This window comes from Nonomuraea sp. NPDC049655, assembly GCF_044465465.1.
GTDB lineage: Bacteria > Actinomycetota > Actinomycetes > Streptosporangiales > Streptosporangiaceae > Nonomuraea.
This window is the reverse complement of sequence record NZ_JBITLS010000013.1, coordinates 65,643-88,785: the sequence shown is the minus strand read 5'-3', so window position 1 is coordinate 88,785 and position 23,143 is coordinate 65,643. Positions and strand designations below refer to the sequence as shown.

Genomic DNA, 23,143 nt, shown 5'->3' with positions numbered 1-23,143 from the left:
GGCGGTCAGGCGTCCGGGTCGCACCAGCCGCGGCGCGCCGCCAGCAGGCCGGCCTGGAAGCGGGTGCGGGCGCCGAGCCGGTCCATCAGCTCGCTGACCCTGCGGTGCACCGTGCGCAGGCTCACCCCGAGCTGGCGGGCGACCGCCTCGTCCTTGAGCCCGGCCGCGAGCAGCGTGAACAGCTCGGGGTCCGGCAGGTCCGCCGGGCGGGAGCGCGCGTCGTAGAGCGGGAGCGGCAGCGCCGCCCGCCACAGAACCTCGAACAGGGCGACCAGCGCGTCGAGCAGCGACGAGGAGTGCACGATGACCGCGCTGCCGGAGTGGGCCGAGGCGTCGGCGTTCAGCGGCAGGATGGCGGTCCTGCGATCGGCGATGGCCAGCTTCATGGGCACCTCGGGGCTGACCCTGGCCTGCTCCCCGGCCGCCGCCGACTCCTGGGCGAGACGGAGCTTGCCGGGGATCTCCAGGGCCGAGGCGTCGTAGATGCCGCGCACCACGAGGCCGTGCGCGAGGCGCTCCATCTCGGGGGCGTTCTGCTGGGAGGGATCCTGGGCGTACGGGGGCCGGTCGAGGACCAGGAGCTCCTCGGTCGCGGTCTGCTGCAACTGGGTGAACCGCTGCACCACCGCCGCCTGCCCCTGGACGACCTCCACCAGCTCCTCGGGAGCCAGGTTCTCCGTCCGCGGCGTCTCGGCCAGCAGCGCGAGCGCGGCCAGCCTGGCCTGGGCCAGCCCCTCCTCGCGGCGGGAGATGAGGGCGGCCACCGCCACGTCGGGCCTGGTCGGCACGTACCGGACCGGACGGCCGGCCATGCGGCTGACCAGGCCGAGCGCCTCCAGCCGGGAGCACGCCCGGCGCAGGGCCACGGTGGTGCGGCCGGTGTGCGCGGCCAGCTCGGGCAGCGTGGTGCGCGGCCGGCGCAGCAGGGTGCGGTAGATCTGCTCGTCCTCGGCGTCCACGCCGACGGCGGCGAGGGCGTTGTCGTCCGCGTTCATGATCGAACAGTTTGACAGATACCTGCCATGGCGTGAACCAGCCGCGGGCAGACCTAGCCTGAGCATCGCATTCACCGATAGGAACGAACGCGTACCAGATTCCTGTCGGGGAGGCAGTGTTGAAGAAGGCGTTCACCATCGGACTCGCGACCGCGCTGACGGTCTTGTCCGCCGCCACGCCCGCCATGGCGAGCACCTCCAGTGAGGGTTTCGACGGCTCGGGCTGGAGCCGGCCGGTCTGCCAGACGGTCGCCGGCGACGGCTCTGTGACGTACGCGTGGAACGACGGCAAGAAGATCGCGTCCACCAGCGAGGTGCTCGGCCCGATCGTCTACACCACCGGGCTGGTCGCGCTCGACCGCCCGAACCAGTTGCTGGCCATGTCCAACAGGCGGTTGCTGGCCTCCAAGGACGCGGGCTGCACCTGGAGCGCGGCCGGCGAGGTCAAGGGCTCCTTCGTCGAGCTGGTCGCCGCCCAGGGCGGCCGGGCCTACGCCTGGGACCGCGACGGCAACCTGGCGCTCGCCACGCCCGAGGGCGTCACGCCGCTCACCGGGCCGGGCGGCGACCTGATCGGGATCGGCGTGGACCGGGGCGACGGCGACCGCCTGCGGGCCTCCGACCTGCTGGGGCAGCTGCACGAGTCGCGGGACGGCGGGCGCACCTGGCAGCCCGTCGGGGTGCCGGCCTGGTCGCCGAGCGACACCCGCATGTCCTACACGGCGGTGTTCGACCCGCACGACCTGGACCACGTGGTGCTCGGCGCCTCCGACACCGGCGCCCGCGTCACCTTCGACGGCGGCCGCACCTGGGCCTCGGCCGCGGGGCTGGCCGGGGACGGCGACCGGGTCAACGTGTTCAGCGCCGCGATCTCCCCGGCCGCCGGGAACGTCGTGTGGGCGATGGGGCTCAACCTGGCGGAGCTGGAGGCCGGCGTGCCGTCCGGCGGCCGGCACATCTACCGCTCGGACGACGGCGGCCGGAACTTCACCCCCGCCGTGGACCAGGACGCGGTGGTGACGATCCCCAACGGGCCGCTGCTCGCCCCGCACCCGAAGGACGCCGACGTCCTCTACTTCGACTTCGGGACCGGCTGGTCGGCGATCGGCACGGACATCTACAAGTACGAGTCCCGCAAGGACCGCGTCACCGTCAACCACAACGCCTACGACCGCGTCACCTCGATCGCCTTCAACCCCGCGCACCCGGGCGTGATGTACCTGGGGGTCTCCGAAGAGGCGTAGCGGCCGTCCCCGCCCCTCGCGTCCCATGGTGGTTCCGCGCCATGGGACGCGAGGGCGGCGTCACTCCGCCTGCCGGGCCGCCGGCTGGAGGGCGGGCGCCACGTTGCCGCCGGAGACGATCGCCACCACCGGCCCGTCGGGCAGAAGGGCCTGATGGGCCAGGTAGGCGGCGGTGGTCACGGCCCCGCTTGGCTCGGCTCGCTCGCCCAGCCGGTCCCACAGCAGCTCGGCGGCGGCGTCGATGTCGTCCTCACGAACGGTCAGCATGTCGTCCACGTGCCGCCGGATGTGCTCCCAGGCCAGCTCGCCGAGGACGGGGCCGCGCAACCCGTCGGCCCGGGTGCGGTAGGTCAGCTCCACCGGCCAGGCCGTCCGGGTGCCGCTGCGGAAGCTGGCCGTGCCGTCGGCGGCGAGCTCGGGCTCGACGCCGATCACGGTGATCGCGCGGTCGGCGGCCTTGGCCGCCACCGCGACGCCGGCCAGCAGGCCGCCGTTGCAGACGGGCACCAGGATCGTGCCCGCCTCCGGAAGGTCCAGGACGATCTCCGCCCCGGCGCTGCCGTGCCCGGCGATCACGTCGAAGTCGTCGGAGCGCACGACGGTCGCCCCGAGATGGTCGGCCAGCGCCAGGCAGGTGATCTCGCGCAGCGCCGGCGGCACGATGACCACCTCGGCGCCGAGCCCGCGGGCCGCCTCCACCTTGAGCTCCGGCGCGGTGTCGGGCAGGACGACGGTGGCCCGCAGGCCGTGCCGGGCGGCGGCGTAGGCGATGGCCTGGGCGTGGTTGCCCGAGGACTGGGCCACGACGTGCGTGATGCCCCGACCGGCCAGCCGGGCCACCGCGTTGGCGGCGCCGCGCACCTTGAACGAGGCGGTGGGCTGCCGGTTCTCCGGCTTGAGCCACAGGCGTTCGCCGGGCAGCCGCAGCAGCGGCGTGCGCCGGACGAACGGCGCGATGCGGGCCGCGGCGGCCCGCACGTCGGACGCGGATACCAAGATCATCCGTTCAGCACCTTCTCCTGGATCGCGTTCAGGTCGGCGGCGGCCTCCGAGGGCGGCGCCGCGTCGGGGATGAGGTCCTCGATGTGGTGCAGCGGCCGGTGACGCAGCCCGAGCAGACCCCAGATCACCAGCAGGACGCCGCTGGCCAGCAGCACCGCCGCGGCTCCGCCGCCCGGCCGGGAGGTCAGCGGCTCCGCCCATTCGGCCAGCGGCCCGGCCGACAGGAAGCCCAGTGGCTGCATGGCCGTGGCCAGCATGACGTTCACTGCCAGCACCCGGCCCTGCAGGTCAGGGCCCACCTTGGTCTGGATGACCGACAACCAGTGCGCGTTGCCGATGCTCATGCAGGCCAGCCGTACGAACAGGCCCACCGCGACCAGCCCCACGACCGGCCACGCGCCCATCAGGACGACACCGACCCCGGAGCCGATCACGAAGGCGATCATGCCGGTCGCCCGGCGGCGGCTGCCGCCCCACACCAGGATCACGCCGGTGCCCACCGCCACGCCGAGACCGCCGGCGGCCGTCACCACGCCCAGGTCGGCCGAGCTGCCGATGGACAACACGATCGGGGTGATGAGCACCCACATCAGCGCGGTGCAGAAGTTGACCACCGCGAAGAAGACCGCCATCACCAGCAGCGGCCGCCGCCGGCGGATGAAGCGCCATCCGCCGCTCAGCGCCGCCCGGAAGCTCTCCTCCCGCCGGTGGAAGAGCCGGTTCGGGAACCGGACCGCGAGCAGCGTCCCCACGCCGATCGCGAAGGTGGCCACGTCGATGGAGATCACCGCCGACAGCCCGAACAGGCCGATCAGCGCCCCGCCCGCCAGCGGGGCCACCACGTTGCCCGCGCCGAACCCCAGGTTGGCCATGGCGTTGGCCTGCGGCAGGTACGGCTTGGGCACCAGCTGCGCGATCGCGGCCAGGTAGGCGGGCTGATGGAACGCCGTGACCATCGAGGTGACGGCGACGATGAGACAGACGTTCCACAACTCCAGCCGGCCGGTCGCCATCAGCAGCACCAGCGCCCCCATCGCCAGCCCGGACAGGGCGTCGCAGGCGAGCATGATCCGCCGCCGGTCCACCCGGTCGGCCAGCGCGCCGCCCAACGGGGTGAGCAGCACGGCCGGGATCTGCGCCAGCATCGTGACCAGCGCGAGGTCCAGGATCTCGCCGCTGCGCTGGTAGGCCCAGATGCCCAGCGCGAAGGCGCTGAGCGCGTTGCCCACCGCCGACACGAACTGCCCGCCGGCGACGGTGTAGAAGGAGCGCAGACCGGTCCGGTCAGGCGGGCGCACGGGATCCGGGAGCTCCCCGTCCGACCAGCGCCGTAGCTGGCCGAACACCAGGGCGGCCAGCGGCTCGGCCTGGTGGCGCAGGAAGTAGTGGCCGGCCCTGGGCAGCACGGCGTGCCCCACCCTCGACGCGAAGGCGCCCCATTCGGCGTAGCGCTCCTCGTGCAGCTGGGTGGCCCGGTCCCGCTCGCCAACCAGGCACAGGATCGGCGCCGCCAGCCGCGGGCCGTCGGCGGCCAGCTCCCGGGTGAACCACTCCTGCGCCTGCGTGGAGTCGTGGCGCATGGCGCGCACCGCGGTCGCCTTGGCGGCCTCGTCCATGTCGTCGAGCAGGCCGCCCGACGCCCGCAGCGCGTCGCGGAACAGCCGGTCGGAGACCAGGCGGTCGCCGCGGAACAGCTTCCTGGCCAGGCCGGGCAGCCGGGCGGACGGGAAACTGCCCGCCGCGATCACGCCCAGCACCGGCACGCCGTCGGCCTCCAGCCTGCGGGCCAGCGCGACGGCCGGCGCGGAGCCGACGCAGTGGCCGTACACCGCCACCGGACGGCTGATCGAGGACTTCGCCACTTCGGCGGACAACGCCTCGACGAGATCCTCCAGGGGCAGCGGCAGCTCGTCGGGTCTGGCGGGGTCGTGGCCGGGCAGCTCGACCGAGAGCACCTCCACCCGGTCGCCCAGCGCCTGGGCCAGCGGCTGGTACACCGCCGCCGAGCCGCCGCCGTACGGCACGCAGAGCAGGGTGAACTCGCTGGCCGGGCCCCCACCCAGCCGGTGCAGCAGCCCCGCGCCGCTCTCCTGGCCGAGGAAGGCGGCCAGCTGGGCGACGGTGGGCCGGGTGAACAGGTCGATCACGCGCAGCCCGCGGCCGATCTCCTTGACCGCGCGGACCGCGGCGAAGGAGTCGCCGCCGAGGGCGAAGAAGTCGTCGCCCGCGCCGACCCGCTCGACGCCGAGCACCCGGGCGAAGGCCCCGGCGACCAGCTCCTCGTTCGGCGTCGAGGGCGCCGCGTACGCGGCCTGCTCGGCCACCGGCTCGGGCAGGGCCGCCCGGTCGATCTTCCCGTTCGGGTTGAGCGGAAGCCGGTCGAGGGCGACGACGTGCGCCGGGACCATGTAGTCGGGCAGCCGTTCACGCAGCGCCGAGCGCACGGCCGCGGCCTCCACGGTCGCGGGCGTCACCCACGCGGCGAGCTGCCTGGCCTTGCCCTCGCCGACGGGCAGCACCACGGCCTCGGCGACCTGGGGCAGCGCCCGCAGCGCGGTGGTGACCTCACCCAGTTCGACCCGGTAGCCGCGGACCTTGACCTGGTCGTCGACCCGGCCGCGGAACTCGATCTGTCCGTCGGCGGTGAGGCGGAGCAGGTCGCCGCTGCGGTAGCAGCGGTCCTGCCCGGTCAGCGGGTCGGGGACGAACCGTTCGGCGGTCAGCTCGGGCCGGCCGATGTAGCCGCGGGTGACGCCGGGGCCGCCGACGACCAGCTCGCCGGGCACGCCGGGCGGCACCGGCCGCATTGCGGCGTCCACCAGGTGGCCGTACACGCCGGGCAGCGGACGGCCCAGCGGCACGATGCCGGTCCGCCGGTCGGCGGGGATCTCCTCGGTGTCGCACACCAGGCAGATCATCGTGGACTCGGTGTGGCCGTAGTGGCTCTGGATCCTGAGCTCGGGCCGGGCGGCGCGGGCCCGCTCCACCAGGTCCCACGGGCATGCCTCGCCCGCCAGGATCAGCAGCCGGCGCGGCAGCACGGCGGCCAGGTCGCCGCCCGAGGCCAGCAGCTCCAGGTGGCTGGGGACGCACTTGACGACGTCCACCCGGTGCTCGGCCAGGTAACCGGCGAACGCGGCCGGGTCCATCGCGGTCTCGCGCGGCACCAGGTGCACCGTCCCGCCGGTGGTCAGCGCGCCGAACACGCAGGTCAGACCGAAGTCGGCGGCTGGCGTGGAGACCACCGCGAACGACCCGCCGGGGGCGTCGATGCGCGGCAGCATGCCGCCCAGGTAGTTCAGGACGCCGCCGTGCTCGGCGGCCACCGCCTTGGGCGTGCCGGTGGAGCCGGAGGTGAAGATGACGTGGTGCAGGTGTTCCGGTCGCACCGCGCTTTCCGGCCTGGTCTCCGGGAGGTCAGGTAGTCGGTCCAGTTCCAGGACCCGCACGTCCGGGCCGAGGCGGTCGGTGAACTCCGACATCGTGATCACGGCTCGGACTCCGGCGGCGTCGAGCATGGTCGCGATGCGTGCCGCCGGGTACGCCGGGTCCATCGGCAGGTAGCCGCCGCCCGATTTCTGGATGCCGAACAGCGCGCACGCCAGGGAAGCCCCGGACTCCAGCAGCACGCCGACCGGCTCGTCCGCGCGCACCCCGGCCTCGATCAGCCAGTGCGCGATGCGGTTGGCGGAGGACTCCAGCTCGGCATAGGACAGGCTGCGATCCGCGCCCACCACGGCGGGCGCGTCCGGGGTGGTGTCCACCCACTGTTCGATCAGGTGGTGCACGGCGTGGCCGGGCGCCTCCATGGGCGCGGGACCGGCCAGGACGGGCCCGGTCACCGGCTCCAGCGGCACCGCGCCGACCGGCGCGTCCAGGTCGGACAACATCCCGTCCAGCAGGGTGAGGTACCAGTCCGCCAGCCTGCGAACGGTCGCCTCGTCGAACAGGTCCGTGCGGTAGCCGAAGCCGCCGCGCAGCGGCGATCCTGGACCGCTGTCGAGCACGTACAGGTCCAGGTCGAACTTCGCCGTCCGCTCCGGGAGCTCGATGGAGGCCGCCTCCAGGCCGGGCAGCTCGGGACGTCCCTGGTCGGGGATGTAGTTGAGCATCACCTGGAACAGCGGGGTGGCGGCCAGGTTGCGTTCCGGCCGCAGCCGGTCCACCACCCGGTCGAACGGCGCTCCCGCGTGGGCGAGCGCCCCCAGCGCGGCCTCCTTGACCCGGTCCAGCAGCTCCCGGCCGGTCGGGTCGCCGCCCAGGTCGGCGCGGACCACGACGGTGTTGATGAAGCAGCCCACCACGCCCTCGGTGTCGGGATGGTCCCGTCCGCTGACCGGCACGCCGACCGCGATGTCCGCGCTCGCCGACAGCCGGGCCAGCAGCGCCTGCAACCCGGCCAGCAGCACCATGAACGGCGTCATGCCCGGCGCCGACCGCACCTTGGCCGCCAGCTCCGCCGGCAGCTCCACCTCCAGCGACGCCCCCGCCGGGTCGGCCACCGCGGGCCGAGGACGATCCGTCGGCAGGTCGAGCACCGGCGGCAGCCCCCGCAGCCGTTCCGCCCACCAGTCCAGATCGGCCAGGGCCGGGACGGGCGCCACTTCCGCGTACTGGGCGGGCGGCGGGCCCGGCGGCGGGCGCAGTCCCAGCCGGGCGGCGTACAGCGCCGACAGCTCCGACTGCAGGAGGCCGCGCGTCCAGGCGTCCGTGGCGATGTGGTGGAAGGTGAGGGAGAGCACGTGTTCCGCGTCGTCCACCACGAACAGGACCGCCCGCATCGGCGGCTCCCGGTCCAGCGCGAACGGCGTGGCCAGCTGCTCGGCCACCGCCCGGTCGACCTGGGAACGGTCGATGGTCACGGTGGTCACCGGCACCTCCGCGGCCGGCCGTACCTCCAGGACCGGTTCGGCGCCGGTGGCGACGATCACGCTGCGCAGCACCTCGTGCCGCTCGGCCAGGTCCCTGACCGCGCCCAGCAGCGCGTCCGCCTGCAGCGGCCCGCGCAACCGCAGGGTCATCGGGACGTTGTAAGCCGTGCCGTCCGGCTCCAGCTGGGCCAGGAACCAGAGCCTGGCCTGGGCGCCGGACAGCGGCGCCGGACCCTCCACGCGCTCGCGTCGCGCCACCGCCGCCGAGGCGGGACGGGGGAGCGCGGCGGCCAGGTCGGCGAGCACGGAGTGCTCGAAGAGCAGCCGCACCGGTACGGCGACGCCGAGCTGTTCGCGCAGGCGGCCCGCCACCCGGGTGGCGGCGAAGGAGTGGCCGCCCAGCGTGAAGAAGTCGTCGTTCGCCCCCACCTGCTCCACGTCGAGCACTTCGGCCCACGCCTGGGCCACCAGCCGCTCGGCGGCCGTGCTCGGCGGCACGAAGGCCGCCGCCTCCTGCTGCGGTTCGGGAAGGGCGGCTCGGTCGATCTTGCCGTTGGGGTTGAGGGGCAGGTGGTCGAGGGTGACGATGTGGGCCGGGACCATGTAGTCGGGCAGCCGTTCGCGCAGCGCCGACCGGACCGCCGGGACGTTCGCCGACGCGGGGGTGACCCAGGCGGCCAGCTGCCTGGCCTTGCCCTCGCCGATCGGGAGGACGACGGCTTCGGAGACCTGGGGGAGGGCTCGCAGGGCGGTGACCACTTCGCCGAGTTCGACCCGGTAGCCGCGGACCTTGACCTGGTCGTCGACCCGGCCGCGGAACTCGATCTGTCCGTCGGCGGTGAGGCGGAGCAGGTCGCCGCTGCGGTAGCAACGCTCGTCGCCGGTCAGCGGGTCCGGGACGAAGCGTTCGGCGGTCAGGTCCGGCAGCCCGATGTAGCCGCGGGTCACCCCCGGGCCGCCGACGACCAGCTCACCTGGCACGCCCGGCGGGACCGGCCGGAGCCGCGAGTCCACCAGATGGCCGTAGACGCCCGGCAGGGGACGGCCCAGCGGGACGATCCCGGTCCGGCGTTCCGCGGGGATCTGGTCGGTGTCGCAGACCAGGCAGATCATGGTGGATTCGGTGTGGCCGTAGTGGCTCTGGACGCGCAGGCCGGGTTTGGCGTTCTGGGCTCGTTCGACGAGGTCCCAGGGGCAGGCTTCGCCGGCGAGGATGAGGAGTCTGCCTGGTAGGACGGCCGCCAGGTCGCCGCCGGAGGCCAGGAGTTCGAGGTGGCTGGGGACGCATTTGACGACGTCCACCTGGTGGTGGGTCAGATAGTCGGCGAACGCGGTGGGGTCCATCGCGGTCTCGCGTGGCAGCAGGTGGACGGTTCCGCCGGTGGTCAGCGCGCCGAACACGCAGGTCAGGCCGAAGTCGGCGGCGGGTGTGGAGACCACGGCGAACGAGCCGCCGGGGGCGTCGATGCGGGGGAGCATGCCGTTGAGGTAGCTGAGCACGTTGCGGTGCTCGGCGGCGACGGCCTTGGGGGTGCCGGTGGAGCCGGAGGTGAAGATGACGTGGTGCAGGTGCTCCGGCAGCACGTCCACGCGGGGCCGCTCGGCGGGCAGGTCGGGGAGTCGGTCCAGTTTCAGGACCCGCACGTCCGGGCCGAGGCGGTCGGTGAACTCCGACGTCGTGATCACGGCCCGGACTCCGGCGGCGTCGAGCATGGTCGCGATGCGTGCCGCCGGATAGGTCGGATCCATCGGCAGATATCCGCCGCCCGATTTCTGGATGCCGAACAGCGCGCACGCCAGGGAAGCCCCGGACTCCAGCAGCACGCCGACCGGCTCGTCCGCGCGCACCCCGGCCTCGATCAGCCAGTGCGCGATGCGGTTGGCGGAGGACTCCAGCTCGGCATAGGACAGGCTGCGATCCGCGCCCACCACGGCGGGCGCGTCCGGGGTGGTGTCCACCCACTGTTCGATCAGGTGGTGCACGGCCTGGCCGGGCGCCTCCATGGGCGCGGGACCGGCCAGGACGGGCCCGGTCACCGGCTCCAGCGGCACCGCGCCGACCGGCGCGTCCAGGTCGGACAACATCCCGTCCAGCAGGCTGAGGTACCAGTCCGCCAGCCTGCGGACGGTCGCCTCGTCGAACAGGTCCGTGCGGAATTCGAGCACGCCGTCGAACCCGTCCCCGCGATCCTCCAGCGTCAGGTTGAGGTCGAACTTGGCCGTCGGAGACGTCAGCCGCTCGGCCACGACCTCGACCCCGGGCAGGCTCATCGGGGTGACGCTGTCGTACACGTTCAGCATCACCTGGAACAGCGGCGTGACCGACAGGTTCCGCTCCGGCTGCAACCGCTCCACGATCCGCTCGAACGGCGTGCGGCTGTGGGCGAAGGCGTCCAGAGCGGTCGTACGGGCCCGGGTTAGCAGCTCGCGCCCGGTGGGGTCGCCGCCGACGTCGGTACGCAGCACCAGGGTGTTGAGGAAGCAGCCCACCACGCCCTCGGTGTCGGGATGGTCCCGCCCGGCGTGCGGGACGCCCACCGCGATGTCGTCGCTGCCGGCCAACCGGCCCAGCAGCGCCTGCAGCCCGGCCAGGAAGACCATGAACGGCGTCGTCCCGGCGGTGGCCCGCACCTTGGCCGCCAGCTCCCCGTGCACCTCGAAGCCGACCGTGCGCCCGCTCCAGGCCGGCACGGCGGGACGGGGCCGGTCGGTGGGCAGGTCGAGCACCGGGGCCAGCCCGGTCAGCCGCCGCGTCCACCAGTCCAGGTCGCTCTCGCCGGCCGTCTCGTGCGCGTTCTGGCCGGCCTCCCAGGCGGCGACGTCGGCGTACTGCAGGGCCGGGGGCTCCGGACGGGGGCCGGCGCCGAGCCGGGCCGCGTACAGCGCCGACAGGTCGCGCAGCAGCACCTGCTCCGACCAGGCGTCGGTGACGATGTGGTGCAGGACCAGCACGAGCACGTGGTCGTCGGCGCCGAGCCGGAACACGGTGGCCCGCATGGGCGGCTCGGCGTCCAGGCGGAAGGGCCGCCACGCCTCGGCCCGCAGCTCCCGCTCCAGCGACCCGGGCGTCACCTCCACCACGCTGACGGGCACGCCGGCGGCCGGCCGCACCCGCCGGCCCTCGACGACGCCGCGCAGCACCCAGTGCCGCTCAGCGACGTCGGCCAGCGCGCCGGTGAGGGCGTCGAGGTCCACCGGCCCGCGCAGCCTCAGCGCCTGCGGCACGTTGTAGGCGGGGGAGTCCGGCTCCAACTGGGCCAGGAACCACAGCCGCTCCTGGAGCGGGGACAGCGGCATGTCCGCGGCCGACAGTGCCGGGATGCCCGCCGGAGCGGCTTCCTCAAGGGTCTCGGCCCCGGCCCGCGCCGCCGCGAGCCGGGAACGGAGCAGGTCGGCGACCCGGTCGCGCTGCACCTCGGTCATGCCTCCACCCCGTCCGTCAGGTCGGCGAGCAGCAGCTCTTCCAGGCCGGCGGCGAAGTCGGCGAGCACCGGACGGTCGAAGAGCAGCCGCACCGGCACGGCGAGCCGCAGGACCTCGCGGAGCCGTCCGGCCACGCGGGTGGCGGCGAAGGAGCCGCCGCCCAGGGCGAAGAAGTCGTCGTCGGCCCAGACGGCCGGACGGCCGAGCACCGCCGCCCAGATCGAGGCGACCATGATCTCGGCGTCGGAGGCGGGCGCGACCCGTTCGGCCTGCGGGGCGTCACCGGGCTCGGGCAGGGCGTCCCGGTCCACCTTGCCGCTGGACAGGGTGGGCAGCGCGGCCAGCGCCACCCACCGCCGCGGCACCATGTGGTCGGGCAGCCGTGCGCGCAGATGTCGCTCCACCGCCGCCGGGTCGGCCGTCTCGGGCGTGACGTAGCCGACCAGGTGGGCTTGGGCGCCCGTGCCGGACACGGTCACCGCGCCCTGGGCCACCTCGCGCAGCACGGCCTCGACCTCGCCCAGCTCGATGCGGTAGCCGCGGACCTTCACCTGGTGGTCGCGGCGGCCGTGGAACTCCAGCGTCCCGTCGGGCCGCCAGTGCGCGAGGTCCCCCGTCCGGTAACACCTGCCGCCGGGGACGAAGGGATCCTCCACGAATCCGGACAGGCCCGGACTGTTCCGGTATCCCCGGGCCACGCCCGCGCCGCCCAGCAGCAGTTCGCCCACCGCGCCCGGCGGCAGCAGCCGCAGCCGCGAGTCGACGACGTAGGCCCGCTCGCCGGGCATCGGCGAGCCGATCGGCACCGGGCCGGGCTCGCCGGCGGACACGCGGTGCATGGTCGAGGTGACGGTGGCCTCGGTGGGGCCGTAGGCGTTCCACAACTCGCCGGCCCGCGCCAGGATCTCCGCGGCCAGGCCCGGGTCCAGCGCCTCGCCGCCGGTGACCGCGCGCAGCTTCGCGTCGCCCGTCCAGCCGGCCTCGATCAGCATCCGGTACGCCGTCGGCACCAGGTCGAGCACCGTGGCCTTGGCGGCCGCCTCGGCCAGCGCGTGACCGTCCCTGGCGGTCGCCCTGTCCACCACCACGCTGGTCCCGCCGCGGGTCAGGACCGTCCACAGTTCGGAGGCCGCCGCGTCGAACGTCAGCGGCGCCACGGCCGGCTGCACGTCGTCCGGGCCCAGGCGCAGCGCGGCCGCCGTGCCCGCCACCAGGGCGGCCAGGTTCGCGTGGGTGACCTCGACGCCCTTGGGCGTGCCGGTCGAGCCGGAGGTGTACATCACGTACGCCAGGTCGCCGGGCCGGACCTCGGGCAGCTCGGCGCGGCCGTCGAGCTCCAGCCGGTCGAGGTCCAGGACGTCGAGCTTCAGCCGGTCGAGGTCCAGGGCGTCGAGCCCCGGCACGCCGCCCCTGGCGAGCACGACGCGGGCCCCGGCGTCCTCGGCCAGCAGGCGCAGCCGCTCGGCCGGGTGCTCGGGATCCATCGGCAGATACGCCGCGCCCGCCCGCCACACCGCCAGCAGGACGGCGGGCATCAGATGGTCGCGCGGCAGGCAGACGCCGACGACGTCCCCGGGCGCCACGCCGTGCTCCAGCAGCGTCGCCGCCGCCCGGTCGGCCCAGTCGTTCAGGTCGGCGAAGCTCAGCGACGTGCCGTCGGGGCCGGCCACGGCCGTTCCCGTGGTGTGGGCCGCGATCGACCGCGGCACGGTCGGCAGCGGTCGCGGCAGGTCCGGCCCGGCGGCCAGCGTCAGCAGCGCGGCCCGCTCGCCCGGGGTGACGAGCTCCAGTTCGCGGCCGGGGTCCGTCATGGCGTGCCGCAGCAACGCGATCAGGCGGTCCACGTACGCCTCGGCGCGGTCCCGGCCGAGCAGGGCGGTGGCGTACTCCAGGTGCAGCTCGCCGCCGGACGCCGTGCGGTTGACCAGCACGCTGAGCTCGTGGCCGGCGGCTCCCGAGCCGAGCTCGGTGAGCAGTTCCAGGCCGTCCACGCGCACGGGGACCTCGCTGTGCTGCATGGCCAGCAGCACGGCGGCGCGGGGCAGCTCGGCGGGCGGGATCTCCTGGTGGATCAGCGCCCGCGTGGTGGCGTCCGCGGCCTGGCGCACCAGGTCGCGGAAGGTCGCGGCGTCACCGGTCCGCAGCCGTACCGGCACGGTGTCGACCAGCGGGCCGACGACCCCGGCGAGCTCGGCGCCGGCGCGGCGCGCCGCGACCGCGCCGATCAGCGTGTCCGGTTCGGCGCCGGCCAGGGCGAGCCCGGCCAGGTAGACCGCGAACGGGGTCGCGCCGCACCGCCTGGCCAGGGCGGACACGCCGGCCACGAACTCCTCCGGCAGCGGCCTGGTCACCCGCGCCGCCGTCAGGTCGGCGGGCGCCGGAGGCGTCACCGGAGCGCCCGACAGCTCCCGCTGCCAGAACTCGCGCAGCCGCGGCAGCTCCGGATGCCCTTCCTGCTCGCGCACGGCCACGTCGCCGACCTGGACGGCGGGCCCGGCCACCGGCCGTCCGGCCAGCCCGGCGGCCAGCTCGTCCATCAGGATGCCGACCGAGCCGCCGTCGAAGGCGAGGTGATCGGTCACGACCACGAGCTCGGCCGCCGCCTCGCCGGTCCAGCACAGCTCGGCCCGGACCAGCGGCACCTCGTCCGCGACGTCGAACACGTACGCGCCCGCGCGCCTGGCCACCCGCTCCGGGTCGGCCTCGGGGCCGTGCTCGGCGAACGGCACCGGAACCGGCGGATGCGTCACGGCGTACGGCACGCCGTCCTCGCCCACGGCGACGGTGCTGCGCAGCACCTCGTGCCGGGCCACGACGGCGTCCAGCGCCGCCCGCAGCGGCGCCGCGTCCCGCAGGCCGCTCACCCGCAGCCGGACCGACACGGTGGTGACCGGCTTGCCCGGATGGAGCTGCCGCAGGGTCCAGAACTCGCGCTGCATGCCGGTCAGCGGGTACGTGCTCCGGCCGCCGTCCCGCCGCACCGGCTCCCGGACGGTCTCGCGCAGCCGGGACCCCAGCCCGGCCGCCGTGGGCTCGGTCAGGAACGCCGCCGGCGGCACGGTGTGCCCCAGCCGGCGCGACAGCTCGTTCACCACCCTCACCGCGGCCAGGGAGTGCCCGCCCAGGTCGGCGAAGCGGTCCAGCACGCCGATCCCGTCGAGGCCGAGCACCTCGGCGATGACGTCGGCCACCAGGCGCTCGTCGTCGGTCCTCGGCGCGACCGGCGCGGCGGCGACCAGCCGCGTGGAGCCGAGCCTGGGCAGGGCGGCGCGGTCCACCTTGCCGGTGGGGGCCAGCGGCAGGCTCTCGCTGATCCCGATCCGGGCCGGGACCAGGTGGCCGGGCAGCCGGTCGCCCAGCCACTCGCGCAGCTCGGGCTCGCTCACCCCGGTCGCGGCGACATGGCCGACCAGGTGGGCGGCCCCGTCGTCGCCGGTCTGCGCGAGCACCACGGCCCGCCGTACCGCGGGGTGACCGGCCAGCACGGACTCCACCTCGCCGAGCTCGACCCGGATGCCGCGGATCTTGACCTGGTCGTCGGCCCGGCCCGCGTAGCGCAGCTCGCCGTCCACCCGGCGGACCAGGTCGCCGCTGCGGTAGACGCGGCCGCCGTCCGGACCGGAGCCGAACGCGGGGGAGTCCACCCCGAGGTATCCGCGGGCCACCACGGGGCCGCCGATCCACAACTCGCCCAGCTCGCCGTCCCGGACGGGCAGGCCCTGCGCGTCGCGCACCGACAGCACGGCGCCGGCCAGCGGCTCGCCGAGCGGCGGCTCGCCGTCGAAGTCGCGTCCCGCCTCGAAGAAAGTGCAGGCGGTGCTGCACTCCGTCGGGCCGTACATGTTGAGGACGCGCCGGACGTTCGGGTTGGCGTAGATCTGGCGGATCAGCGCGGCGGTCAGCGGCTCGCCGCCCGACACCACCGTCCGCACCCCGGCCGGCAGCGGGTCGCGCAGCAGCACCGACAGCGCGGAGGGGACGCCGAACACGGTCGTCACCTCGTCGCGGGCGGGCAGGGACGGCAGCGCCAGCAGGTTCTCCGCCATGATCACCGTGCCGCCGGCGACGAGCGGGACGAACAGCAGCATGATCGAGGCGTCGAAGCAGATCGACGCGCTGGCCAGCATGCCGCCCAGCTCCTCGGCGGTGTACGCCGACGCGCCCCAGGCCAGGAAGTTCATGGTGTTGCGGTGCTCCACGACCACGCCCTTGGGCGTCCCGGTGGAGCCGGAGGTGTAGATCACGTACGCGGCGTCGGCGGCGTCTCCCGCGACGCCGGGCGCGTCCTCGCGCGGCGCGACGTCGTCGACGTGGACGACCTCCGCCCCGGTGAGGGCGGCCGTCGCGGCCTGCGCGGTCGCGGAGAGCACGGCGGTGACCTCGGCGTTCGCGGCCATGAACCGTAAGCGCTCGGCGGGGTAGGCGGGGTCGAGCGGAACGTAGGCCGCGCCCGCATTCCACGCGCCGAGTAGCGCCGGGAGCAGCCATTCGCCCTGTTCCAGGCAGACGCCGACGTGGTGGCCGCGTCCGATGCCGCGGTCGAGCAGCGTGTGGGCGATGCCGTTGGCCCTGCGGTCCAGCTCGGCGTAGGTGAGGCGGGTGGTGCCGGCTATGACGGCGATGCTGTCAGGACTTTTCCTGGCTTGGATGGATATGGCCTCGTGAACGCGTGTGCCGGCCCCCGGGCCTTTCACGTCGTCGGTCATGGTGTCTCCCCGTAAAACCCACCGCGATTGGCGGCAAATACGTACAAATTGCGCGATGAAGCATAATCCGCATGATCGCTTTGTCGAGTGCTTTCCGGGGCGGAGTTGGCCGTCAGCGTGAATGACGTCCCGTAAGGTTTTCCGGTCAAACTCCGGGGGATTCTGTGACCCTGTGTAGTGGCTGATCTCCGGGTGGCGAATTCGTGATCCCGGCCGGCGGAAGAACACCCGTTCTGTGGGGGTGGCGTTCCCTGTTTTGGGCCTGCCGATGGTCTCCGTCCTGTGCTGGTGCGGGTGTGCTGGCGTGGTGGAGGTGCGGCGCCGATGAGGGCCTCGGGTGCCGAGCCTCCTCAGGAAAGGGCACCAGGGCTGGGGCCTCCGAGGGGTTCATGGCGGCTCGGGTACGACCGGGCCGGTGGTCGGCGCGAACGAGGTCGGACATTTGGCGGAGGAAACCTGCGGTGCAGTGTCGCGGCTGCGTGGCGGTGCGAGGGTGTCGCCGGCAGAGAGCGGGCGGGCGGCATGGCCGGGTGGCGCGGCAAGGTGAGGCAGCGGGGTGCCCGGTCGGTGGCGCGGTGGCGTTGCGGTCACGCGGTACGGCGGGCCTGGGACGTCGGGCGGCGCGGTACGGGTGAGGGGTGCGTGGTCGGGTGGCAGGCAAGCGGTGGGCAGTGCAGCAGGAGGGCGCGGGAGGGAGAGGCGGCGAGGCGTGTGGTTGGGCGGCGCGGTGCGGCCCGACGGCGATCGAGCGGTACGGCGGGGCGGGGACGTCGGCCACGCCGTACCGCTCGTCGCTGTCCGGGCTGGCAGGGCAGCCTTGTTCATCGTCGTCCGAGCCGGCAGTGCGGCCTTGCTCATCCCCGATCGGCGCGGCCCGGGGCCTGGCCATTGTCGTCTGAGTCGGCTGGGGAGCCGGGGTGTTGTCGTCCGAGTCCGTTGGGACCGTCCTGGTGTTGTCGTCCGAGTCGGCCCGGGCCGCCCTGGTGTTGTCGGCTGGGGCGGTCGGGGCGGCCTGTTCGTCGCCGTCCGAGCGTGTCGGATGGAGGGGCGGTCGCTCTGCCGGGAGCTGGTGGAGGTGTGTCTGGTTGGCGTGCCTTTGCTGCCCCTACTCTCGCCGCGCCTGGCGTGGGCACGCCCGGTCTGGCTGCCCTGGCCACGCACACCTTCGGCCCGCCGGGCGGCCTGGAGGCATGGAAAGGAGGTCCCCGGCTCCCTGGTCCCCGCTCCCTGGTTCCCGGCCCCGGCTCCTGGCCGTTCGCTCCTGGCTGTCCGCTCTGGGGGCGTCCGCTCCCGGTCTGCCCGCTCCTGGGCCGCCCGGACTCCCCGTGTCGCCCGGACTCCCGTGCCGCTCCGACTCCCCGTACTCCCCGGACTTCCAGGCCCTCGCCACCGGACCACCGGACCACCGGGCCATTGGGCCTCCGGGCCGCTGGGCCGCCGTGGGTGGGGGGCGAGACGCTCGGGTGGGGTGGTGGTCTCAATTAATTGGGCGCTGTTGTCGTTCGGGAATCAGGACTCGTTGTTGAGGAATTCGCCGAAGGGGGCTCTGGGGGACGCGGAACCGGGCTGATCGGCATCCCCTGGGTACTGCCATGTTGCGGTTCGAGGGCACGAGGCACAAATGATCCTTGGAGAATTCTCACAATTGGTTACGACAACAGGCGCGTTCTTCGTTAGAGATCGCCTCGGCGCCATGCATCGATCTCTGTCAGCCGTGGGCTGAGACCGGATGCGCGGTCGGGCGTCCGCAGGCGGGCCAGCAGGAGCGCGGAGCTCAGAAGCCGGCCACGCCGATCCCGACGACGGCGGTCAGGCCGCCCGCTCCGACGGCGACCCCGCCTCCGAGCGCGCCCAGTAAGTCGGCGGCCTGGCCGCTCTGCCCGTGCAGGGCGTCGGCCCTGACGCGGCCGGCACCTCAAGCGGGGCTCGCCGTTCCCGCTCGGGGCCGTTCGCCACGTGACGTGCTTCGCCTCGTGAACGTCGGTCAGAACGTGGCGATCGGGTTGACCGGGCTGCCGGACGTGCCGGCGAAGCGGACCGGCGCGACCGCGAGGTGGAAGTTCCACTGGCCGAGCTCGGCGGCCGTGGCCCAGCACGCCTCCAGGTCGCAGTTGTCGACCAGCCACAGTCCCATGGCCACGAGGCCGACGGCGTGCACCGGCATCAGCACGTCCTCGTACCCCGACGGCTGAACGTCCTGGGGGGTGTCGGCGGCGATCAACGCGACCTGCCGTTCGTGCAGCCACGGCAGGCAGGACGCGTGCCAGCCGGCCTGCCGGAAACCGCCCGGCTCACCGGCCTCGCGGCGGGCGCGGCCGTAACCGGTGCGCAGCAGCACGGCGTCACCGGGCCGCACCCGCATGCCCTGGCGCCGCTCGGCCTCCTCCAGGTCGCCGGGGACGACGCCCTCCCCCGGTTCCAGCCACGGCACGCCGCGCGCGCCGGCGACGTCGAGCAGCACACCACGCGTGACGATCCCGTTCGCCGCCGCCGTGACGGCCGCCCACGACGAGCCCGTCTCGGCGTCGACCAGCGAGTGGGGCCGCCCGTTGTACATGGTGCCGTCCCAGAAGATGTGGCACGGCGAGTCGAGGTGGGTGAGGCTGTTGCCGTGGAAGGTGAGGCCGAGCCGCTCGGAGGAGAACCCCCAGCGCCGGTCCTTGTGGAAGGCGGCCGGCATGTTCTCGGCGCCCGGCATGTCGGCGCTGCGCGGGCAGGCCGTCGTCGACCGCTCCATGTCCTTGGGTACGGCGACCTCCCACGCGCACGACACGCTTCTGCCGTGGCGCACCGCCCGCGCCGCGGCCAGCCGGACGTCGTCGGTGATGTGGTTGAGGGTGCCGAGCTCGTCGTCGTCGCCCCAGCGGCCCCAGTTCGACAGCGTGTCGAAGTATCCGAGCACGTCGTCCTGCGTGGGCATCGGTCGGCCTGCCGTCATCGCGCTATCGGCTCCTCGGGTCCACGCGGCCCGAGGCGCCGGAGGCGGGGTGTCCCGCCTTCTCCTTCGGCCTGCCAAGGGCCCGCTGACCCGGGATGCTACTGGATCATCCACGGACGCGCCGCCCCCGCCGGATCCGTGTTCTCGCCGTGATCCACGACCGGAATGATCTGCCGGCATGAAGAAGTACGTGATCTCCGGCGTGGTCGCCGGATTCGTCCTGGTGCCGTCCGTGCCGGCGCTGGCCGCGCCCAACGATCCGCTGGCCGCGCTGCGCGCGCAGCTGCGCGAGGGCAGGGGCGTGACCGTCCAGCAGCGGACGCCGGGCAGGGACACAACCTCGCTCACCCGCGGCGGACGGCTGCAGTTCGACAAGCACGGCATCGCCGCCTCCGACCTGACCGCCAAGCTGAGCTTCCCCGGCAAGGACGAGACGGCCGACGAGTTCGATCCCCCCAAAGAGGAGAACCAGGCCTCCTCGCTCGACAAGCCGGAGCGGACCGTCCGCATCGGCCGTACGTCCTACGTCAAGGGCGGGCCGATCGGCGCCGCGCTGCCCGCCGGCAAGTCCTGGTACAAGCAGTCGCCGGGCTGGACGAGCGGGATGACCGCCATGGAGGGCGACTTCATCAACCCGGCCGAGCCGAGCACGCTCAAGGCCATGCTGAGCCATTCCAAGCGCAGCGGCAGCACGTACAAGGGGAGCATGACCGTCAAGGAGCTGCTGCGGGTCTCGGCCTGGACGCGCGCCACCCTGTGGTGGAAGCTCGCATCCGGCGTCAAGGTCAACTGGACGCTCACCGTGACCCCCGCCGGGCTGCCGCGCACGATGAGCACCCGGCTCTCCAGTCCCAAGGTGGGTCTGGGCCCGGTCACCATGGAGACCACCTACTCCGGCTGGGGCGCCAAGGTCTCGATCAAGGCGCCGCCCGCGTCGGAGACGACCACCGAGCTCGACTCCGACAAGGCCCTCCTGCGGCTGCCGCCGGCCCCCAAGCGCTGATCCCGCCGGATCGGACGTGCCGCGCCCCCGCCAGGCCGTGCGGGAGTGCGGGGGTGGCGCCGGTACGGGAGGTCAGGCGCAGAAGGCGGTCCAGGCGGCGCGGCTCGCCGGGTCGCGCAGGCGGTAGTCGCCGGTTGACCAGTCGAGGTCGAAGTAGAGCGCCCACAGGGTGCCGTGCCCGTTGAGGTAGGCGGTCATCTGGTCGAGCCAGGCGCCGCGGCGGGTGCCGTCGTCGCCGGTGGCGATGTGGCTGCCGAGCTCGGCCACGCCGTGCGGGAGGTTCTCGGCCTGGTTGACGGCGTAGGTGCGGTCGAGCAGGGCGGCCGGGGCGAGGTACTGGCCCTTGGCGGCGGTGGAGTCGTAGTTGTAGACGTCCCAGGCCAGCACGTCGATGGCGGTGCTGCCGGGGTAGTAGTCGTGCCAGCCGCGGCCCGAGGCCGGGTCCACCGTCCAGCCCATCAGGATGAGCGAGGCACGCAGGCGGGGGTTGGCCGCCTCGTCGGCCAGCGCGGCGAGGTGGCTCCAGGCCTGACGGTAGGCCGCGGCGGTGAACTCGCCGTTCCTGATGTTGTCCTCGGGCTCGTGGTAGAAGGTCCAGTAGATGTCCTGGTCGCGGGGCGCCGCGGCGAACCAGGCGCGCATCGCGGCGTCGTGGGTGCCGGCGACGATCGCGGCGGGGAGCACCAGGTGCGCCCGGGGCTGGAGGCGCTGAGCTCCATGGGCCTCATCGAGGTCCGCGGGCCCACCCGTACGGCGCGTTCGGCGCTGGTCGTTCATCCCCTGGTCGCCGAGGCGAGCCGGACGCACGTCACACCGGTGATCACCACCGTCGCGATCGCCCTCATGCGTGGCGCGGTGGACGGCAGACGGCATGACACGCCGTCCGACTGGCCCGTCTGGCAGCAGCTGATGCCGCACCTGCGTGCCCTGCTGTCGCTGGCCCCCGCCGTCCTGGAAGAGCGCGCCCTGGGGGAGCTGGCCGGGGGGTGAGCCGAGGGCGCGGCGCGCTGCGGGCAAGCGGCTACTACGCCGCCGCCGCGGAACTTGCGACGCTCTCGCTACGCCAGGCCGACGTCCTGGGGGCGGATCACCCGCGGGTTCTGGCCCTGCGCCATCAGCGCGGTGGTGCGTGGGCGTCCATGGTGCACGCCGTCGAGGCGCAGGCGGAGCTGGCCGACGTCCTGCGGGCCCGGTCCGCCATCCTGGGCGAGGAACATACTGACACGCTGGCGAGCCGGCACGAGTTCGGTTTCGCCCTGTTCGAGCAGGGCCGCCACGTCGAGGCTCATCGTTGTTACGAGCAGACGCTGTCCGTCAGGGCGCGGGTCCTGGGCGCCGACCATCCGGACACCCTCTCCACCTGGCACGAGATCGGTCGGGTCCTGTCCATCCGCGGCCTCCTCGACGAGGCGGAGGCGGTGTGCCGGAGCGTGGTGGAGGCGCGCGCCCAGGTCCTCGGCCCCGAGCATCCCGACACGCTGGCCAGCCGCTTCTACCACGTGCGCGCCATCGGCGATCTCGGCGACTACGCGATGGCGGAGAAGGGCTACGCCGAACTCGTCGCCGCCCGTGCCCGCGTGATCGGCCCCGATCACCATCTCACCTTGCGTACGCGGTTCAACATGCTGATGAACGTGGCTCTGCAGGGGCATACGGCCGAGGCGGCGACGGGCATGGCCGACCTGGCGGCGCACCAGAGCCAGGTCCTCGGCCCCGGGCATCCCGATATCCTGCTCGCACGCGGCTCAGCCACACCGAGCCGGTGGTCGCCGTGCGGTGCCGGCAGATCGCCGGTCAGCTGTGGGTCGCGGCGACCGGTGAGTCCTCTGTACGGCTGTGGCGACTGGCTTCGGACCTGTCGATCGCCGAGGAGCTCACCCGTGTGACGGAGCAACAGGACGTCGAGCACCTGATGCTGCTGACCGGTGACGGCGGCGTCCCCTTCGTGATGACGGCCGGGCCCGAGAGCATGCGCGTGTGGGCGGTCGACGGTGACACGATGGCCGAGGTCCACGAGAGTCTCGACGAGCCGGTCACCGACGTGGCCGTACACCACTGGCCTGGCCAGGGCTTCACCCTGGTAGCGGGCACCGATGACGGCCTGGTTCACGTCCTCGACAGCGGCGCCGGCACGACGCTCACCGTCCGGACGCTGTCGCACGATCTCCCGATCGCGTCCGTGACCATTGCCGTGGCCAGGGAGGACCGGTACGCGGTCGTGTCGGTCGACGACAGCGGGCAATTGGCGAGCTGGGCGCTCGACCGGCACGGCGGCGCGGCCGCGACCGGCGAGGTGGCCCAGGTTCCGTGGATGCAGAGCGCGGCGATCGGTGCGGCCGGCCCCGACGGCCCGATCGTCCTGACCGCAACCGACGACGGACGCGTCCTCACCTGGGACGTCGGGAACGACGCGGCCCTGACACCGACGGGCCACAACCGGGCGCCCACCGGCAAGCTTGTCCACCTCGCCGCGAACGACACCACCGTGGCGATGGCATACAGCTCCGGATCGGTGCTCTTCGCCGACCCGGGCCACGCGCGGTTCGACATCGCCGAACTCAACGTGAACCTGTCGGCCTTCGGGCACGTCCAAGGCCGAGGCTGGTTCCTCGCGGCCCACGAGCGGACCGTCGTCGCCCTCGACGGCCTCGGACCCGGCACAACCTAGACGCTGAGGCGAGAAGGCGACGCCAGGCAAACGCGCCGACGCGCTGGGGCCGCGCGTGCCGACGCCGCGAGTGCTCGCCGCGACAGAAGTGAGGCCGACGCCCGTGCCGAGCTGGCCGAGCGCCGCGCCCGGGCCGCCCGTGAGGCGCAGGAGGCCGCCGAACGGGAGCAGCACCGCGTCCGGCAGGAGGCCGACCGCCGGGTCGAGACCGCCAAGACCGACGCCCGCCAGGCCTGGGCCCAGGTCGCCGAGCACGAACGCGCCCGCGGCGCGGCGGGCCCGCGACGACGCCC

At 73.9% G+C, this 23,143-nt stretch carries 11 protein-coding genes; 5 read left to right on the top strand and 6 right to left on the bottom strand.

Annotation, left to right across the window (positions count from 1 at the left end; translation table 11 throughout):
• Positions 1-5: 5 nt before the first annotated feature.
• Positions 6-995, bottom strand: coding sequence for a LuxR C-terminal-related transcriptional regulator (locus ACIBQ6_RS36145; protein ID WP_358297283.1), 990 nt, complete (start codon positions 993-995; stop codon positions 6-8).
• 119 nt (positions 996-1,114) lie between these two features.
• On the opposite strand from ACIBQ6_RS36145, the gene ACIBQ6_RS36140 reads away from it, so the two are divergent.
• Positions 1,115-2,239 (top strand): WD40/YVTN/BNR-like repeat-containing protein, encoded by a 1,125-nt coding sequence (locus ACIBQ6_RS36140; RefSeq protein WP_397217465.1) that lies wholly within the window; start codon positions 1,115-1,117, stop codon positions 2,237-2,239.
• A gap of 60 nt (positions 2,240-2,299) precedes the next feature.
• Here the strand turns inward: ACIBQ6_RS36140 and ACIBQ6_RS36135 are convergent, their stop codons facing one another.
• The 4 genes from ACIBQ6_RS36135 to ACIBQ6_RS36120 form a co-directional block, all read right to left on the bottom strand.
• The gene (locus tag ACIBQ6_RS36135) at positions 2,300-3,241 is read right to left on the bottom strand and encodes a threonine/serine dehydratase (protein ID WP_397217463.1); all 942 of its coding nucleotides are present in this window, start codon (positions 3,239-3,241) and stop codon (positions 2,300-2,302) included.
• Positions 3,238-11,535, bottom strand: coding sequence for an amino acid adenylation domain-containing protein (locus ACIBQ6_RS36130; RefSeq protein WP_397217461.1), 8,298 nt, complete (start codon positions 11,533-11,535; stop codon positions 3,238-3,240). The genes ACIBQ6_RS36135 and ACIBQ6_RS36130 overlap by 4 nt, the downstream gene beginning before the upstream one ends.
• A complete protein-coding gene (locus ACIBQ6_RS36125) occupies positions 11,532-16,241 on the bottom strand; it encodes an amino acid adenylation domain-containing protein (RefSeq protein ID WP_397217459.1) in 4,710 nt (1,569 codons plus the stop codon). Before ACIBQ6_RS36125 ends, ACIBQ6_RS36130 begins: the two co-directional genes overlap by 4 nt.
• A gap of 1,984 nt (positions 16,242-18,225) precedes the next feature.
• Positions 18,226-19,179: a cyclase family protein gene (locus ACIBQ6_RS36120; RefSeq protein WP_397217457.1), complete on the bottom strand. Its 954-nt coding sequence runs from the start codon at positions 19,177-19,179 to the stop codon at positions 18,226-18,228.
• Between the two features lie 178 nt (positions 19,180-19,357).
• Between ACIBQ6_RS36120 and ACIBQ6_RS36115 the strand changes: the two genes are divergently transcribed.
• The gene (locus tag ACIBQ6_RS36115; RefSeq protein ID WP_397217455.1) at positions 19,358-20,182 is read left to right on the top strand and encodes a hypothetical protein; all 825 of its coding nucleotides are present in this window, start codon (positions 19,358-19,360) and stop codon (positions 20,180-20,182) included.
• Between the two features lie 72 nt (positions 20,183-20,254).
• On the opposite strand, the gene ACIBQ6_RS36110 is transcribed toward ACIBQ6_RS36115, so the two are convergent.
• Positions 20,255-20,866 carry a hypothetical protein gene (locus tag ACIBQ6_RS36110; RefSeq protein ID WP_397217453.1) on the bottom strand — a complete coding sequence of 204 codons (612 nt, stop codon included), beginning with the start codon at positions 20,864-20,866 and terminating at the stop codon, positions 20,255-20,257.
• Between the two features lie 3 nt (positions 20,867-20,869).
• Between ACIBQ6_RS36110 and ACIBQ6_RS36105 the strand changes: the two genes are divergently transcribed.
• The 3 genes from ACIBQ6_RS36105 to ACIBQ6_RS36095 are packed head-to-tail and all read left to right on the top strand — an operon-like array spanning position 20,870 to position 22,850.
• The gene (locus tag ACIBQ6_RS36105; RefSeq protein WP_397217451.1) at positions 20,870-21,172 is read left to right on the top strand and encodes a hypothetical protein; all 303 of its coding nucleotides are present in this window, start codon (positions 20,870-20,872) and stop codon (positions 21,170-21,172) included.
• Positions 21,169-22,068: a tetratricopeptide repeat protein gene (locus ACIBQ6_RS36100; RefSeq protein WP_397217449.1), complete on the top strand. Its 900-nt coding sequence runs from the start codon at positions 21,169-21,171 to the stop codon at positions 22,066-22,068. The genes ACIBQ6_RS36105 and ACIBQ6_RS36100 overlap by 4 nt, the downstream gene beginning before the upstream one ends.
• Entirely contained in the window at positions 22,065-22,850 is a 786-nt protein-coding gene (locus ACIBQ6_RS36095; RefSeq protein WP_397217447.1) for a hypothetical protein, read from the top strand. Before ACIBQ6_RS36100 ends, ACIBQ6_RS36095 begins: the two co-directional genes overlap by 4 nt.
• Positions 22,851-23,143: the final 293 nt, after the last annotated feature.